A 14,048-nucleotide genomic window follows, 5' to 3' on the forward strand; every position below is an offset into this window, starting at 1 on the left:
TTGATAGTCACAAGCCCCACGCCATGCTGAGAATCTCCGAACTCAAACTCCCGCTCGACCACGCGCCAGAGGCGCTGGTCGCACTGATCGCCAGGACGCTCGGCGTCCCCGTCGAAGCGATCGTCTCCCACAACGTCTACAAGCGCAGCTTCGACGCCCGCAAGGTCGACCTGCTCACCGTCTACATCTGCGACGTGCAGCTCGCGGACGCGAAGCTCGAAGCCGCCCTGCTCGCGAAGCACGCGGGCCATCCGCACATCCAGAACGCGCCCGACATGCGCTACGTGCCGCCGGCCGGCGCACCCGAAGGCCTGCAGACGCGGCCCGTGGTGATCGGCTTCGGCCCCTGCGGCATCTTCGCGGCGCTGATGCTCGCGAAGATGGGCTTCCGGCCCATCGTGCTCGAACGCGGCAAGACCGTGCGCCAGCGCACCCGCGACACCTGGGGCCTGTGGCGCAGGAGCGAGCTCAACCCCGAGTCGAACGTGCAGTTCGGCGAAGGCGGCGCCGGCACCTTCTCCGACGGCAAGCTCTACAGCCAGATCAAGGACCCGCGCTTCCTCGGCCGCAAGGTGATGGAAGAGTTCGTGAAGGCCGGCGCACCGCCCGAGATCCTCTACGTCGCGCATCCGCACATCGGCACCTTCAAGCTGGTGAAGGTGGTGGAGAACATCCGCGAGCAGATCGTGGCGCTGGGCGGCGAGATCCGCTTCGAGCAGCGCGTGACCGACGTGCACATCGAGGACGGCCACCTTCGAGGCCTCACCGTGCTCGACCAGTCCACCGGCCAGAGCAGCGAGCTGCGCGCCGACCACGTGGTGATGGCGCTGGGCCACAGCTCGCGCGACACCTTCGCGATGCTGCATGCGCGCGGCGTGCACATCGAGGCCAAGCCCTTTTCCATCGGCTTCCGCGTGGAGCATCCGCAGGGCCTCATCGACCGCGCACGCTGGGGCCGCCATGCGGGCCATCCGCTGCTGGGTGCGGCCGACTACAAGCTGGTGCACCACGCGAGCAACGGCCGCTCGGTCTACAGCTTCTGCATGTGCCCGGGCGGCACCGTGGTCGCAGCCACCAGCGAGCCGGGCCGCGTGGTCACCAACGGCATGAGCCAATACTCGCGCAACGAGCGCAACGCCAATGCGGGCATCGTGGTGGGCATCGACCCGCGCGATTTCCCGGGATGGGAATCCAATTCCCCCGGCGACGCGCTCGCCGGCATCGCGCTGCAGCGCGAACTGGAAAGCAACGCCTTCGTGCTCGGCGGCGGCGACTACCGCGCGCCCGGCCAGTTGGTGGGCGACTTCATCGCGGGCAAGCCTTCCACCGCGCTCGGCAGCGTGATCCCCTCGTACAAGCCGGGCGTGACGCCCACCGACCTGCACAAGGCCCTGCCCGCCTACGCCATCGAGGCGATGCGCGAGGCGTTCCCCGCCTTCGGCCGCAAGATCAAGGGATTCGACACCCACGACGCGGTGCTCACCGGCGTCGAGACGCGCACTTCGTCGCCCATCAAGATCACGCGCGGCGACGACTTCCAGAGCCTCAACGTGCGCGGCCTGTACCCCGCGGGCGAAGGCGCGAGCTATGCCGGCGGCATCCTGTCGGCCGGCGTGGACGGCATCAAGGTGGCCGAAGCCGTGGCACGCAGCCTGGTGACCGAGACGGAGCGCGAACGCACCGCGAGCGTCTGATGCTGCAGCCCTCCTCCGTCCGCTTCGAGCGCCCGGCCGCGGGCCACCTGGTCGTCGCCACGCTGGCGATGGCGGCCGTGGTGCTCGCCTCCAACGTCCTCGTGCAGTTCGCCATCAACGACTGGCTGACCTGGGGCGCCTTCACCTATCCGGTGGCGTACCTCGTGAGCGACCTCGTCAACCGGCGCTTCGGCCCCGGCATGGCGCGGCGCGTGGCGTGGGTGGGCTTCGCGGTGGCGGTGGGCGTGTCGCTGCTGCTGGCGCCGGTGCGCATCGCGGCGGCCTCGGGGCTGGCCTTCATCGCCTCGCAGCTGCTCGACATCGGCGTCTTCGACCGCCTGCGCCGCGGCCTCTGGTGGCGCGCGCCGCTGGTGGCCACGGTGATCGCCGCGGTGCTCGACAGCATCGTGTTCTGGGGCATCGCCTTCGCGGGCACCGAGGGCCCATGGCTCACCTGGGCGCTCGGCGACCTCGCGGTGAAGCTGGCCGTCGGCGTGCTGATGCTGCTGCCCTTCAGGCTGCTGATCGGCCGGCAGGCCGCGCGCGCCTCGGCCGCCATGGGCTGACGGGACGACCGACCACGCAAACGACAATTCACCGAGCGCCCCATCCACTGCACCGCGCCGAACGCGCGAGCGCATTCCACTGAACCACTTCCTGCTTTCTTCGCGCCTTCGCGCCGGATTTCCAGAATGACCGAAGCAACCACCGCCAACCCGAACAACAAGTCGCGCCGCCCCCGTGGCGAGCGCCTGGACATGGCGCAGCAGCTGCAGGCCCTGCGGGCCGGCACGGACGGCTCGACGACGGCTTCCGAAGCCGCGGCCGGCACGCCCTCCGCTCCCGCGCAGGCGAAGCGGCCGCAGCAACAGCATCAGCAGCGCAAGCCGAAGAGGCCGCAGCAGGCGCAGTCTCCGCAGCAGCAACCGCAGCAGAAACAACCCCAGCAGCCGGCGCGCCCGCAACGCAAGGTGCACCCGGCGCTCGAGCGCCTGTTCGAGCTGTACCCGAACCTGTTCGGCGCGCGCTTCCTGCCGCTGAAGCTGGGCGTGTACGAGGAACTGCTGGCCCGCCACCCCGACGACTTCAAGGCCGAAGACCTGAAGGTGGCGATGGGCCTGCACGCGCGCTCCACGCGCTACCTCGAGAGCGTGGCCGCCGGCCATCCGCGCCATGACCTCGACGGCAACGTCGCCGAGCCGGTGGCCCCCGAGCACGTGCACCACGCCATCCTCGAGCTGCACCGCCGCCGCTCGCAGCGCACCGGCGAAGACCTGCGCCCGCAACTCGTCGCACGCCTGGCCCGCGCCGTCGAAGCCTCGGGCCTCGATCGCGAGGCCTACGCCGTGCTGGTGCGCTCGCGCGACGCCAACAACAACGCCGTGCTCGACGAAGCCCTGGCCCTGCTCGCGGAACAGGCCGCCAAGCGCGAGGCCCTGCTGCGCGCCTTCGAGGCCAGCGGGCGCAGCGAGAAGGAATTTGCGGACATGTACGGCATGACGCAGGGCGAGGTCGCACGCACGCTGCAACGTGCGCGGACCGACCGTGCCGCTGCCGCCGCGGCTCCGGTCGCGACGACCGAAGCGCCTGAAGCTACTGCCGCCCCGTCGGCCGACTGATAGATCGGGACGACGGCGGCAGCTATGCCGCCATCGTCGAGAGATTTGGCCCGCGCTCACGCGCTGTCAGCCAGCCCTCGATCTGCGGCAGCATGCTTGCAACCGAAGCCGCGAGCAGCCGATATGGCTCCGGGCTGTCGCCGAAACCCTCGTACGAGAACCAGTCCTCCGTCTGGCTGGAACCGCCCGCCCCGCCACGACCCTGCAGCCGCGCGCGCTCGGTGAGCGGAACGTACTCCAGCCGCAGATCGGCCTGCGCGACCACATCGCCCCAGCTGGTGGTCTTTTCACCCGGCGGATGCGCACCGCATTCCAGGAAGAAGGCCGTGCCCGGCTTGTCGTACTGCACGGACACGAAATGGATCACGTCCGCCCGGTCGCGGCGGAAATTGGGAAAGCTGCCCGCGAAGCCTGCGGCCTTCAGTTCCGGCACGAGCACCGACTTGAGGGCGCTGGACATGAGCTTGGTGGGTGTCGAGGGCATGCTGGATCGGCTCTGGCGGACGACAGGCGAAAGGAAAGGTGAAAAGAAAAAAGCCGCCACGGCAACGTGGCGGCTTTTCTGTTGATGGGCAAGGCTGGCCCCGTCTTCAGCGCTGCGCGTTCTGCAGCGCGGCGATGCGCTCTTCGATCGGCGGGTGCGTGGCGAACAGCTTGCCGATGCTGCCGGTGATGCCCATGGCTTCCACCGCCTTCGGCAGTTCGCCGGCGGGCAGGCCGCCCAGGCGGGCCAGCGCGTTGATCATCGGCTGCTTCTGGCCCATCAGCGCGGCGGCGCCGGCGTCGGCGCGGAACTCGCGCTGGCGCGAGAACCAGGCCACCACCATCGCGGCGGCGAAGCCGAGCACGATGTCGAGCACGATGGTGCTCACGTAGTAGCCGATGCCGGGGCCCGAGCTGCGGTCGTCGCCGCGGCGCAGGAAGCTGTCGACCGCATAGCCGATCACGCGCGACAGGAACACGACGAAGGTGTTCATCACGCCCTGGATCAGCGTCATGGTGACCATGTCGCCGTTGGCGATGTGCGCCACCTCGTGGCCGATGACGGCCTCGACCTCTTCGCGCGTCATGTTCTGCAGCAGTCCGGTGGACACCGCCACCAGCGACGAGTTCTTGAACGCGCCCGTCGCGAAGGCGTTGGGCTCGCCTTCGAAGATGCCGACCTCGGGCATGCCGATGCCGGCCTTGTCGGCGAACTTGCGCACCGTGCCGACGATCCAGGCCTCGTCGGGCGTCTGGGGGTTGTCGATCATGTGCAGGCCGGTGGTCCACTTGGCCATCGGCTTGCTGATGAGCAGCGAGATGATCGCGCCGCCGAAGCCCATCACCAGGGCGAAGCCGAGCAGCGCGGTCAGGTTGAGCCCGTTGGCCGTGAGAAAGCGATTGACGCCGAGCAGGCTGGCGACAACGCCGAGCACCGCGACGACCATCACGTTGGTCAGGACAAACAGAAGGATACGTTTCAAGTTGAATTCTCCGTGGGGAAATCTGCCACCCAGATGAGGGCCCCGGGGCCCTCTTCAAGCCGTTCTCGAGCAGTTCGCGGCCTGGAAGCCCTGGATGTTCGAGGTGTTCTGGGCGCTCCGGTCGGCGGCAGCCGGTGGAGCCATGATAGGAGCAAAAGTTCTAGGCCCCCGGTATTCCCCGACCGGTCAAGGGCCTGAAGACCTGCGGATCGTCATAGAACTGTGCTGCCTCGTTGTCGCGGCACCAGCCGGGCACGCCGAGCACCGGCAGCGGCACGAAGGGCTTGCGCCCGAGCCGCAGCGGGTCGAGCGCGGCGGCCACCTGGGCGTCGTCGAGCGCCGCCGGCCCGGTTTCGCCATGCAACGGCAGCAGCACGTGCGCGGTGATGGGCTTGCGCGGCGTGACGAGCTTCTCCAGCAGCGCATGGCCGAACAGCACCAGCCTGGCCTCGCGCCACAGCCGCCGCTCGCCGACGAAGAGCGTGTGCCAGTCGCGGGCGGCCAGCGCCCGCCACAGCGCCGGCGGCGCATCGAGCAAGGCGCCGTTCTCGTCGAACAGCGTGAGCGCGTCGCGCAGCGGCCCGCGCGTGGCACCGACGCCGTCGCGCGCGATCTCGCCGGCCTGCAGCTCGTTGAGGCGGCGCTTCGCCTGCGGAAAGGCGAGCCACACCAGGCCGTTGAAGAAATCGTGCAGGTTGTCGCGTGTCGGGACCGTACGGGTGCGGAAGACGTGGGCCTCGTAGGCCTGGCCGGCGGGCAGCGCGTCCTGGCCCACGAAGTCGGGCGCCCACACCCGCCCTGATGCGTGCCTGATGTGCTGGAGCGCGGCTGCCACGCTGCCTTCGCCGTGCGCAATGGCCTGCATCGCCGCCTCGCCGCCGGCGCGATAGGGCGCGAGCCACGGCTGCGCCCAGTCGATCGCCGGCAGGGTCAAGGCGCGGGGGCGCCGGTCCAGCGGATGCGGTCCGGGTGCTGCATCAGCGCGAACTCGGCCGTGAGCTTCTCGAAGAGCTTGAGCGAGCTGCTGTTCTTGCCGAGCAGGCCCGCGGTGCGCAGGGCCTTGGCGACGTCGTTGAGCGGCACGTCCTTGCCGCTGCGCAGGGCCGGGGCGGCCTGCAGGATGAATTCGGCGGCTTCCGAAGGTTGCGGCTGCTGCTGTGCCTGCTGCTGCGGCTCGGGCTTGGGCTCGGGCCTGCTGGCGGACTTCGCCGCCGTCTTGCGCGCCGCCGTCTTCGTCGCGGTCTTCTTCGCGGCGGGCGTGGCCTTGGCGCGCGTGGTCTTTGCGGCTGCGGTCTTCTTCGCGGGTGCCGTGCGCGCGGCCGGCTTGGCGACGGCGTTGTGCGCGATGTCGGTGAAGGCGTCGTAGATGCCGACGGTTTCCTCGCCCGTCTTGCCCTGCTGGCCGATGCCGCAGACGCGGCAGCCCTTCTCGCGCAGGCGGATCACCAGCGGCGCGAAGTCGGAGTCGGAGGACACCAGCACCACCACGTCGGGCCGCTCGGCGATGGCGAGGTCGATGGCATCGACCGACAGCGCGATGTCGGTGCTGTTCTTGCCGGCCGACAGGTTCACCATCGGCCGCACCGAGAGGCGCTTGAAGAGCGCCTGTCGGTTCACCGCCATCTCGGCGTTGCAGTACGCGCGGCGAACGTGGATGGCGCCGTATTCGTCCATGGTGCGCTGCACGGCCTGCTCGATCACGTCCGCCGAGACGTTGTCGGCGTCGATCAGGAGCATCACGCGCAGCGATGAGACCGTCATGCCAGCTTCCAGTTGACCGTCTCGCCGCCGCGCAGCGGCTTGAGCGTGGCGTCGCCATAGGGCACGGTCTCGGGCACTGTCCAGCTCTCGCGCTTGAGCGTGATGGTGTCGGTGTGGCGCGGCAGGCCGTAGAAGTCGGGGCCGTGGAAGCTCGCGAAGCCCTCGAGCTTGTCGAGCGCGCCCGCGTTGTCGAAGGCCTCGGCGTACAGCTCGATGGCGGTGAGCGCGGTGTAGCAGCCGGCGCAGCCCAGCGCGTGCTCCTTCAGGTGCGCCGGGTGCGGCGCGCTGTCGGTGCCCAGGAAGAAGCGGTCGCTGCCGCTGGTGGCCGCCTCGACCAGCGCCACGCGGTGCGTCTCGCGCTTGAGCACGGGCAGGCAGTAGTAGTGCGGGCGGATGCCGCCGGTGAAGATGGCGTTGCGGTTGTAGAGCAGGTGGTGCGCCGTGATGGTGGCGGCCGTGAAGCGGCCGGCGTCGCGCACGTAGTGGGCGCCTTCCTTCGTGGTGAGGTGCTCGAACACCACCTTCAGTTCGGGGAAGTCGCGGCGCAGCGGGATCATCACGCGGTCGACGAAAACGGCCTCGCGGTCGAACAGGTCGATGGCCGGGTCGGTCACCTCGCCGTGCACCAGCAGCAGCAGGCCGTGCTTCTGCATGGCTTCGAGCGTCTTGTAGGTCTTGCGGATGTCGGTCACGCCGGCATCGCTGTTGGTGGTGGCGCCGGCCGGGTAGAGCTTGAGCGCGCGCACGCCTGCTTCGGCAGCCAGCGCGATTTCCTCGAGCGGCAGGTTGTCGGTGAGATAGAGCGACATCACCGGCTCGAAGCCGGTGCCTTCGGGCACGGCGGCGCGGATGCGGTCGCGGTAGGCCACGGCCTGCGTGGCGGTGGTCACGGGGGGGCGGAGGTTCGGCATGATCAGCGCGCGGCCGAACTGGCGGGCGCTGTGGGGAACGACGGCTTCGAGTGCGGCGCCGTCGCGCACGTGCAGGTGCCAGTCGTCGGGGCGGGTGATCGTGAGGGTGTCTGTCATGGCCGGGGGATTGTCGCACCGGCCCCTTTCGGCCACGGGCCGGCTAGGTGCTGAACACCCGGCAGGTGCGCGAGCCGGCGCCCTGCAGCCACCTGAAGAAGTTGACCGAGCTTCGCGCGCCCTTCGTGGGTGGCCACGGGTCGAGGATGCGCAGCGTGGTGCCCCGCCCGCTGGGATCGTCGTCGCCCCGGATGCCCGCGATGACGACCATGTGGCCCGGCCGGCCGGCACTGGACGTGTCGCCTTTCCTGGCGTCCCACAGCATGTCGAGCATGAGCGGGCCCTCGTGCAGCGCCGCGCGCAGCGCCTTCAGCGACCAGGGCTGCGGCGGGCGCACTTCCAGGCCATGTGCGGCGGCGAGACGACTGCCTGCGTCCGTGTGCTCGTCATGCCCGCCATGCGTGCCGGCGAAATGATGCAAGCGGCCGTCGGGCGCGACCAGTTCGGCCGGCGTGCGCGCGAGCACCGCCTGCACGTTGGAGCGCGTCATCATCGCCACGCCCGCGGCCCAGCAGAGCGCGGCGGCGGGCGCCGGGATCAGCGCGACCGGATGCAGCACGGGCTCGGCGGCTTCGCCGTCGAAGGCGACGTTCTGCGTGCACGGGCCGGCCTCGCCGTCCTCCACCAGCCAGTGCGCGGCCTGCAGGCGCAGCACGGCCGCGCGCGTGAGCGGGCCGAAGTCGCCGTCGGTGGCGAGCGCGGGGATGGGCTTGAGTTTGCGGTTCAGGGCTTCCTGCAGTCGGCGGACGTCGATGCCGCGCCAACCCTGTTTCAGCGTGTTCATCCAGATACTTTTTCTCGAACGCTCGTTCGTATCGCGGACCCGGGAATCCGAGTGCCGATGGTCGAAACCAGGCCTGCAGGCGCACGGCCGCCAGACTGGCGCGCTCGGCGGCGCCGGACCATGGCGCTTGCTTTACGGAACCAGTACGCGCGCCGCGGCCGGCTGGATGCGGCCGCTGTCGCCGAGGGGACTTTCGAATGCTCCGTACAGGTCGGCCAGCCAGCGGTCGTAGGCGGCGGCGCGTTCGGCGTCGGGCAGCCGCAGCAGCGCGGACGGATGCAGCGTGACGAACACCGGCCGGCCGTCGGCGCGCTCGTGCAGCCAGGCGCCGCGCTCGGCCTGCACCGCCACCGGGCGGCCGAGCAAGGCGCGCGCGGCGGTGGCGCCCAGGGCCACCAGCGCCCTGGGCTGCACGAGTGCGATCTCGCTGTCCAGCCAGTGGGCACAGGCTTCGGCCTCGCGCTGGGCGGCGGTCTTGTGGATGCGGCGCTTGCCGCGCAGCTCGTACTTGAAATGCTTGACGGCATTGGCCAGGTACACCGTGTCGCGCGGCCGGCCGAGCTGCGCCATCGCGCGATCGAGCAGCTGGCCGGCCGGCCCGACGAAGGGGCGGCCGGCCAGATCCTCCTGGTCGCCGGGCTGTTCGCCGACCAGCATGCGCTGCGCGCCCACGGGCCCTTCGCCGCACACGGCCTGGGTGGCGAGCGCGCCGATGGGGCAGTCGCGGCACGCATGCGTGACCGCGCGAAGTTCATCGAGGCTGGCCGGCGCCGCACGATCGGCCGGCAGCAGGTGCAGCGGCAGAGGGGCGCGGATGCGGCGCGCGGGCGTGGCCGGCGCGTCGATCATCGACTGGCTGCGCGCCTGCGCCGCGTCGGCCAGCGGCTGGATCAGCGCGGCCTCGGGCAGGTTGTGCCAGTAGCGGACCGGCATCTCGCGGCGCATCATCGCGAGCTTCAGCCGCGCGGGGTTGAAGATGTTCTCGTAATAAGTGAGCCAGAGTTGCTCGCCCGCATCCGGCGGCGGCCTCTCGCGCCGGTCGGCGCCGTCGCGGAAAGTCAGCGCCTGCCCGTCCCACGCCACGCAGCGCTCCGGCGTGAGGATGGCCCATTGCATCTGCGCGAAGCGGCGCGAGAAGAACGGCGCATTGGCCTCCACGATGCGGTGGTCGGGTTCGAACCACGCCACGTGGCGCTCGCCCTGCTCCCCTTCCACGCGGGTGAAACGCACGAAGGCGCGCATCTTGTGGATGTCGCGGCGCACGGCCTTGGCCATCAGCCCGGCACGCAGCATGTCGGCGTCGAGCGGGTCGTGCCGCAGCGAAGGTTCGTGCGCCAGCCGCCAGAGCAGCCGGTACATGAGCGCGAGGCGGCCCGGGTCGCGATGCAGGATCACGTCGGCACACAGCGCGAGGAACGACGCGGGCACCGGCTGTCGCGCAGCGCCGGCCGGTGCAGGGGGCGCGGCAGGCTCATCCGAAAACAGCCCGAGACCGCCCGCGGGCGCGTCCCCGAAAAGCTCCGCGCCGCCGCTGTCCTGCGTACCGTCGCTCCACTCCACATGGTCGGGCGGCACGCCGTCGGCCAGCAGCTGGCGCGCCTCGCGGCGGAAGGCGTCGAGATCGACCGGGTCTTGGAGCCGCACGCGCATGCCGATGCCGATCTTTCTCTCGGCCTCAGAACAGCGCCGCCTGCGCCGGGACGGGAGCGGCCGCGGCGGACGCCGACATTGCCATCGCGTTCGCCGCCGGCCGGTGCCCGTCGGCCACCACGAAGGGCAGCACCTTGCGCGCCGGCACATGCAGGCGCCGCAGGTCGTCTGCCCTCACCCTTCGCACGCGACGCGCCTGCAGCAGCCGTTCGACCGCCTTCACCCCGAGGCCGGGCACGCGCAGCAGCATCTCTCGCGGGGCGTGGTTGAGGTCGACCGGGAAGCGCTCCGCATGCGCCAGCGCCCAGGCCAGCTTGGGATCGACGTCCAGCCGCAGCAGGCCGTCGGGCGAGGCCACGATCTCCTGGTGCTCGAACCCGTAGAAGCGCATGAGCCAGTCGGCCTGGTACAGCCGGTGCTCGCGCATCAGCGGCGGCGCAGCCAGCGGCAGCGCGCGGGCCGCGTCGGGGATGGGACTGAAGGCCGAGTAGTACACCCGCTTGAGCTTGTAGGCGCCGTAGAGCGTGGCGCTGGAGGCCAGGATGTGGCGGTCGTCGGTGGCGTCGGCGCCCACGATCATCTGCGTGCTCTGGCCCGCGGGCGCGAAGGGCGGCGGCTTGGCGGCAGCCGGCGCGGCGCCCGGCAGCGCGCGGATCGGCACCACCCGGCGCGCCTCCTCGCGGGTGTCGTCGATGCGAAGCCGCAGCCGCGCCATCGAGCGGCGGATGGCGCTCTCGTCCTTCTCGGGCGCCAGCGCTCGCAGGCCCTCGGCGGTGGGCAGCTCGACGTTGATGCTGAGCCGGTCGGCATAGCGGCCGGCGCGCGCCAGCAGTTCGTCGCTGGCGTCGGGGATGGTCTTGAGGTGGATGTAGCCGCGGAAGTCATGCTCCTCGCGCAGCTGGCGCGCGACCTCCACCACCTGCTCCATGGTGTGGTCCGGCGACTTGACGATGCCGCTGGACAGGAACAGGCCCTCGATGCAGTTGCGCCGGTAGAAGTCGAGCGTGAGCTGAACCACCTCCTCGACCCGGAAGCGTGCCCGCGGCACGTTGCTCGACGCGCGGTTCACGCAATAGAGGCAGTCGTACTGGCAGTGGTTGGTCAGCAGCACCTTCAGCAGCGAGATGCAGCGGCCGTCGGGCGCGTAGCTGTGGCAGATGCCTGCGCCCTCGGTGGAGCCGATGCCGCGTCCGCCCAGCGAGTCGCGCGGCTGCGAACCGCTCGACGCGCAGGAAGCGTCGTACTTCGCGGCGTCGGCCAGGATGGCGAGTTTGCGCTGGATGTCCATGGGGGAGTCGATCGAATACTGTATGAATATACAGTTTTAAGCCGATTGTGTCCTGCCCTGGCGTGCGGTTTTCCGGCCGACCCGCGTCTGCAGTGGCTGGTTTTTCAGCCGCCGATTTGCGGGAAAACCGCAGGTCCGCTGAAAAAACTCCAATGGAATCAGCCACTTGGGTTTGGCGGCCCGCGTGGCACATGCGTTGCTATCCAGGCGGCACACCCGACAGAGGATGGAGACACGCCAATGACCGACCTGCCCGCACCCGCCGCCGCGCCGCCACCGCCGGCCGGCCCCCGACTCACCACCCCGCACTGACGCGCCGCGCGTCGCGCTTCGATCCGGCCCGCGCCGGGTCGCGCCGCCGCATGGCCGTGCCGGCCCAGGGGAAGCCGCCCCTTCCCCCATCGCTTGTTCAACCAGAACCACAACGGAGACAGAAAAGATGACCAGAACCGAGAAGAAGAGCCCTCGCCTTCGCCCGACCCCCGTGCGCATCGGCACGCTGCTGGCCGTGCTGGCGCTCACCGCCTGCGGCGGCGGCAGCGACGGAGGTGGAGGCGGCTTCAGCTTCATTCCGCCCGCTGCAGGAGGCGGCGGCGGGGGCGGCGGAGGAGGCGGTGGCGGCTCCACGCCGACCGATCCGTCCGGCCCCGGCAACCCGCCGCCGGTCGATGCCACCGTGCGCATCGGCGTGCTGTCCTCGTCGCCGCAGCTGGTGACCGGAGACGACGCGCTGGTCGAGCTCGAATTGCTGCGCGAGAAAGCCGACGGCAACCTCGCGGTGTCGGTCGACGGGCGCGACGTGACGGCGGCGTTCTCTCGCGACCCCGCCAACGGCCGCCTGGTGGGCAAGGTCACGGGGCTCAAGCTGGGCTCCAACGAACTGGTCGCAAGCTATGGCGGCTACAGCGCGAAGCTGCAGCTGACGGCCTACCCGATCACCGGCCCGGTGATCTCCGGCCCGCATGAGGAGCCCTTCGTGTGCGGCTATGCCACCTTCACCCGCATGGGCGGCCAGGTGCTCAAGCCACTGGACGACGGCAAGTGCTCGGTGGAGACGCGCGTCGACTACTACTACCGCACCACCGCCGGCAGCAACGTGCGCTTCGTGCCGGAATCGATCACCACCTACCCGGCCAACATGGCCTGGCTCACCATCAACGGCAAGCAGGTGCCCTACGTGGTGCGGCTCGAAAGCGGCACCATCAACCGCGGGCTGTACCAGTCGGCGATCCTGCACGACGTGCTCAACGAGCCCGCGCCCTCGCCCACCTCGCGCCCGGCCGGCTGGAACGGCACACTGCTCTATCCGCTGGGCGGCGGCTGCCAGGGCGGCTGGTTCCAGCAGGGCAACGACTTCGCCACGCTCATCAACCCGACCTACCAGAGCCGCGGCTTCGCCGTGACCACCTCCACGCTCAACGTCTTCGGCACCAACTGCAACGACCAGCTTTCCTCGGAGACCATCGCGATGGTGAAGGAGCGCTTCATCGAGAACTTCGGCGTGCCGGCCCACACCATCGGCACCGGTGGCTCGGGCGGCTCCTACCAGAGCCACCAGACCAGCGACAACTACCCCGGCCTCTTCGACGGCGTGGTGGTGAGCCAGGTGTTCGCGGACGTCACCTCCTCCACCATCTTCAAGCTGCACGACTCGCGCGTGCTCAACAACTACTTCAACGACCCGGCCACCGCGGCGCTGGCCTACACCACGGCCGAGAAGCAGGCGATCTCGGGCTACCTGCAGATCGCCAACATCTCGAACATGAGCGGCCAGGCCGGCCGGCTCGACCCGACGGTGTCGTTCCCCGCGGGCGTGCCCACGGAGCAGCGCTACAACGCGCTGACCAACCCGACGGGCGCTCGCGCGACGGTGTTCGACCACACGGTGAACGTCTACGGCAAGACCGAGGCCGAGGGCTTCGCGCTGCGTCCGATCGACAACGTGGGCATCCAGTACGGCCTGAACGCGCTCAACGAGGGCAAGCTCAGCATCGAGAAATTCCTCGACCTGAACGAGCGCGTGGGCGGCGTCGACCGCGACATGAAGCGCACCGCCACGCGCACCGTGGGCGACATCGACGCGCTGCGCCGGGCCTACCAGTCGGGGCGCATCGTCAACGGCGCGGGCGGGCTGGCGTCCACCGCCATCATCGACCTGCGCGACTACAACGACGGCGCAGCGGGCGGCGACATCCACACCAAGATCCATTCGTTCTCGATGCGCGAACGCCTGCGCCGCGCCAACGGCAACATCGACAACCACGTGATGTGGACCATGGGCGGCGGCAACGCGGCCGCCTTCGACGAGATGGTGAAGTGGCTCACCGCGGTGAAGGCCGACACCTCCGATCGCACCAAGGCCAGGAAGATCGCCGCCAACCGCCCGGCCGACCTGCAGGACGCCTGCTGGAACGCGGGCCTGAAGTACACCGAGGAGCAGACCGCCTTCGGCAGCGGCGCGTGCAACACCTTCTACCCGGCCGGCACCACGCCGCGCATGGCTGCGGGCGGCCCTCTTGCCGACGACATCGCCAAGTGCCAGCTGAAGCCGCTGAATCCCTCGGACTACAGCGTGAGCTTCAACCCGACGCAATGGGCGCGCCTGAATGCCGCCTTCCCCGACGGCGTGTGCGACTGGACCAGGCCCGGCGTCGGCCAGCAGCCGCTGACCGGCACCTGGTTGTCGTTCGGCCCCTCGCCCGTGAACCTGCTGTTCGACATCACGAAGAAGCTGGTGTCGAGCTTCATGTAAGCCATG

Annotated in this window: 12 protein-coding genes; 4 read left to right on the plus strand and 8 right to left on the minus strand. The window is 70.0% G+C overall.

Going from position 1 to position 14,048, the window contains the following annotated elements; all coding sequences use genetic code 11:
- The first annotated feature begins 23 nt into the window (after window positions 1-23).
- The 3 genes from FHY06_RS10235 (at window position 24) to FHY06_RS10245 (ending at window position 3,313) form a co-directional block, all read left to right on the plus strand.
- The gene (locus FHY06_RS10235) at window positions 24-1,694 is read left to right on the plus strand and encodes an NAD(P)/FAD-dependent oxidoreductase (RefSeq protein ID WP_184604765.1); all 1,671 of its coding nucleotides are present in this window, start codon (window positions 24-26) and stop codon (window positions 1,692-1,694) included.
- A gap of 2 nt (window positions 1,695-1,696) precedes the next feature.
- Entirely contained in the window at window positions 1,697-2,260 is a 564-nt protein-coding gene (locus FHY06_RS10240) for a VUT family protein (protein WP_207902222.1), read from the plus strand.
- Window positions 2,261-2,386: 126 nt separating this feature from the next.
- Window positions 2,387-3,313, plus strand: coding sequence for a ProQ/FINO family protein (locus FHY06_RS10245; RefSeq protein WP_184604767.1), 927 nt, complete (start codon window positions 2,387-2,389; stop codon window positions 3,311-3,313).
- A 22-nt stretch (window positions 3,314-3,335) separates the two neighbouring features.
- On the opposite strand, the gene FHY06_RS10250 is transcribed toward FHY06_RS10245, so the two are convergent.
- The 8 genes from FHY06_RS10250 to FHY06_RS10285 all read right to left on the minus strand — a co-directional run bounded on the left by FHY06_RS10250 (window position 3,336) and on the right by FHY06_RS10285 (window position 11,290).
- Entirely contained in the window at window positions 3,336-3,773 is a 438-nt protein-coding gene (locus tag FHY06_RS10250; RefSeq protein ID WP_184604770.1) for a DUF4304 domain-containing protein, read from the minus strand.
- A gap of 130 nt (window positions 3,774-3,903) precedes the next feature.
- The gene (htpX, locus tag FHY06_RS10255) at window positions 3,904-4,779 is read right to left on the minus strand and encodes a protease HtpX (RefSeq protein ID WP_019658374.1); all 876 of its coding nucleotides are present in this window, start codon (window positions 4,777-4,779) and stop codon (window positions 3,904-3,906) included.
- Window positions 4,780-4,939: 160 nt separating this feature from the next.
- On the minus strand, window positions 4,940-5,713 hold the full coding sequence (locus tag FHY06_RS10260; RefSeq protein WP_184604772.1) for a DUF3025 domain-containing protein: 774 nt from the start codon (window positions 5,711-5,713) through the stop codon (window positions 4,940-4,942).
- Window positions 5,710-6,540 carry an NYN domain-containing protein gene (locus tag FHY06_RS10265; protein WP_184604774.1) on the minus strand — a complete coding sequence of 277 codons (831 nt, stop codon included), beginning with the start codon at window positions 6,538-6,540 and terminating at the stop codon, window positions 5,710-5,712. Before FHY06_RS10265 ends, FHY06_RS10260 begins: the two co-directional genes overlap by 4 nt.
- Window positions 6,537-7,568: a dihydroorotase gene (pyrC, locus tag FHY06_RS10270; protein ID WP_184604777.1), complete on the minus strand. Its 1,032-nt coding sequence runs from the start codon at window positions 7,566-7,568 to the stop codon at window positions 6,537-6,539. The genes FHY06_RS10265 and pyrC overlap by 4 nt, the downstream gene beginning before the upstream one ends.
- A 43-nt stretch (window positions 7,569-7,611) precedes the next feature.
- Window positions 7,612-8,352 carry a papain-like cysteine protease family protein gene (locus tag FHY06_RS10275; RefSeq protein WP_184604779.1) on the minus strand — a complete coding sequence of 247 codons (741 nt, stop codon included), beginning with the start codon at window positions 8,350-8,352 and terminating at the stop codon, window positions 7,612-7,614.
- Window positions 8,353-8,484: 132 nt separating this feature from the next.
- A complete protein-coding gene (locus FHY06_RS10280; protein ID WP_184604782.1) occupies window positions 8,485-10,002 on the minus strand; it encodes a UdgX family uracil-DNA binding protein in 1,518 nt (505 codons plus the stop codon).
- A gap of 25 nt (window positions 10,003-10,027) precedes the next feature.
- Window positions 10,028-11,290 (minus strand): putative DNA modification/repair radical SAM protein, encoded by a 1,263-nt coding sequence (locus tag FHY06_RS10285; RefSeq protein ID WP_126182476.1) that lies wholly within the window; start codon window positions 11,288-11,290, stop codon window positions 10,028-10,030.
- 439 nt (window positions 11,291-11,729) lie between these two features.
- Between FHY06_RS10285 and FHY06_RS10290 the strand changes: the two genes are divergently transcribed.
- Window positions 11,730-14,042, plus strand: a complete 2,313-nt coding sequence (locus FHY06_RS10290) for a DUF6351 family protein (RefSeq protein WP_184604784.1) — start codon at window positions 11,730-11,732, stop codon at window positions 14,040-14,042.
- The last annotated feature ends 6 nt before the right edge of the window (window positions 14,043-14,048 follow it).

This window comes from Variovorax atrisoli (assembly GCF_014195185.1).
Classification (GTDB): domain Bacteria; phylum Pseudomonadota; class Gammaproteobacteria; order Burkholderiales; family Burkholderiaceae_C; genus Variovorax; species Variovorax atrisoli.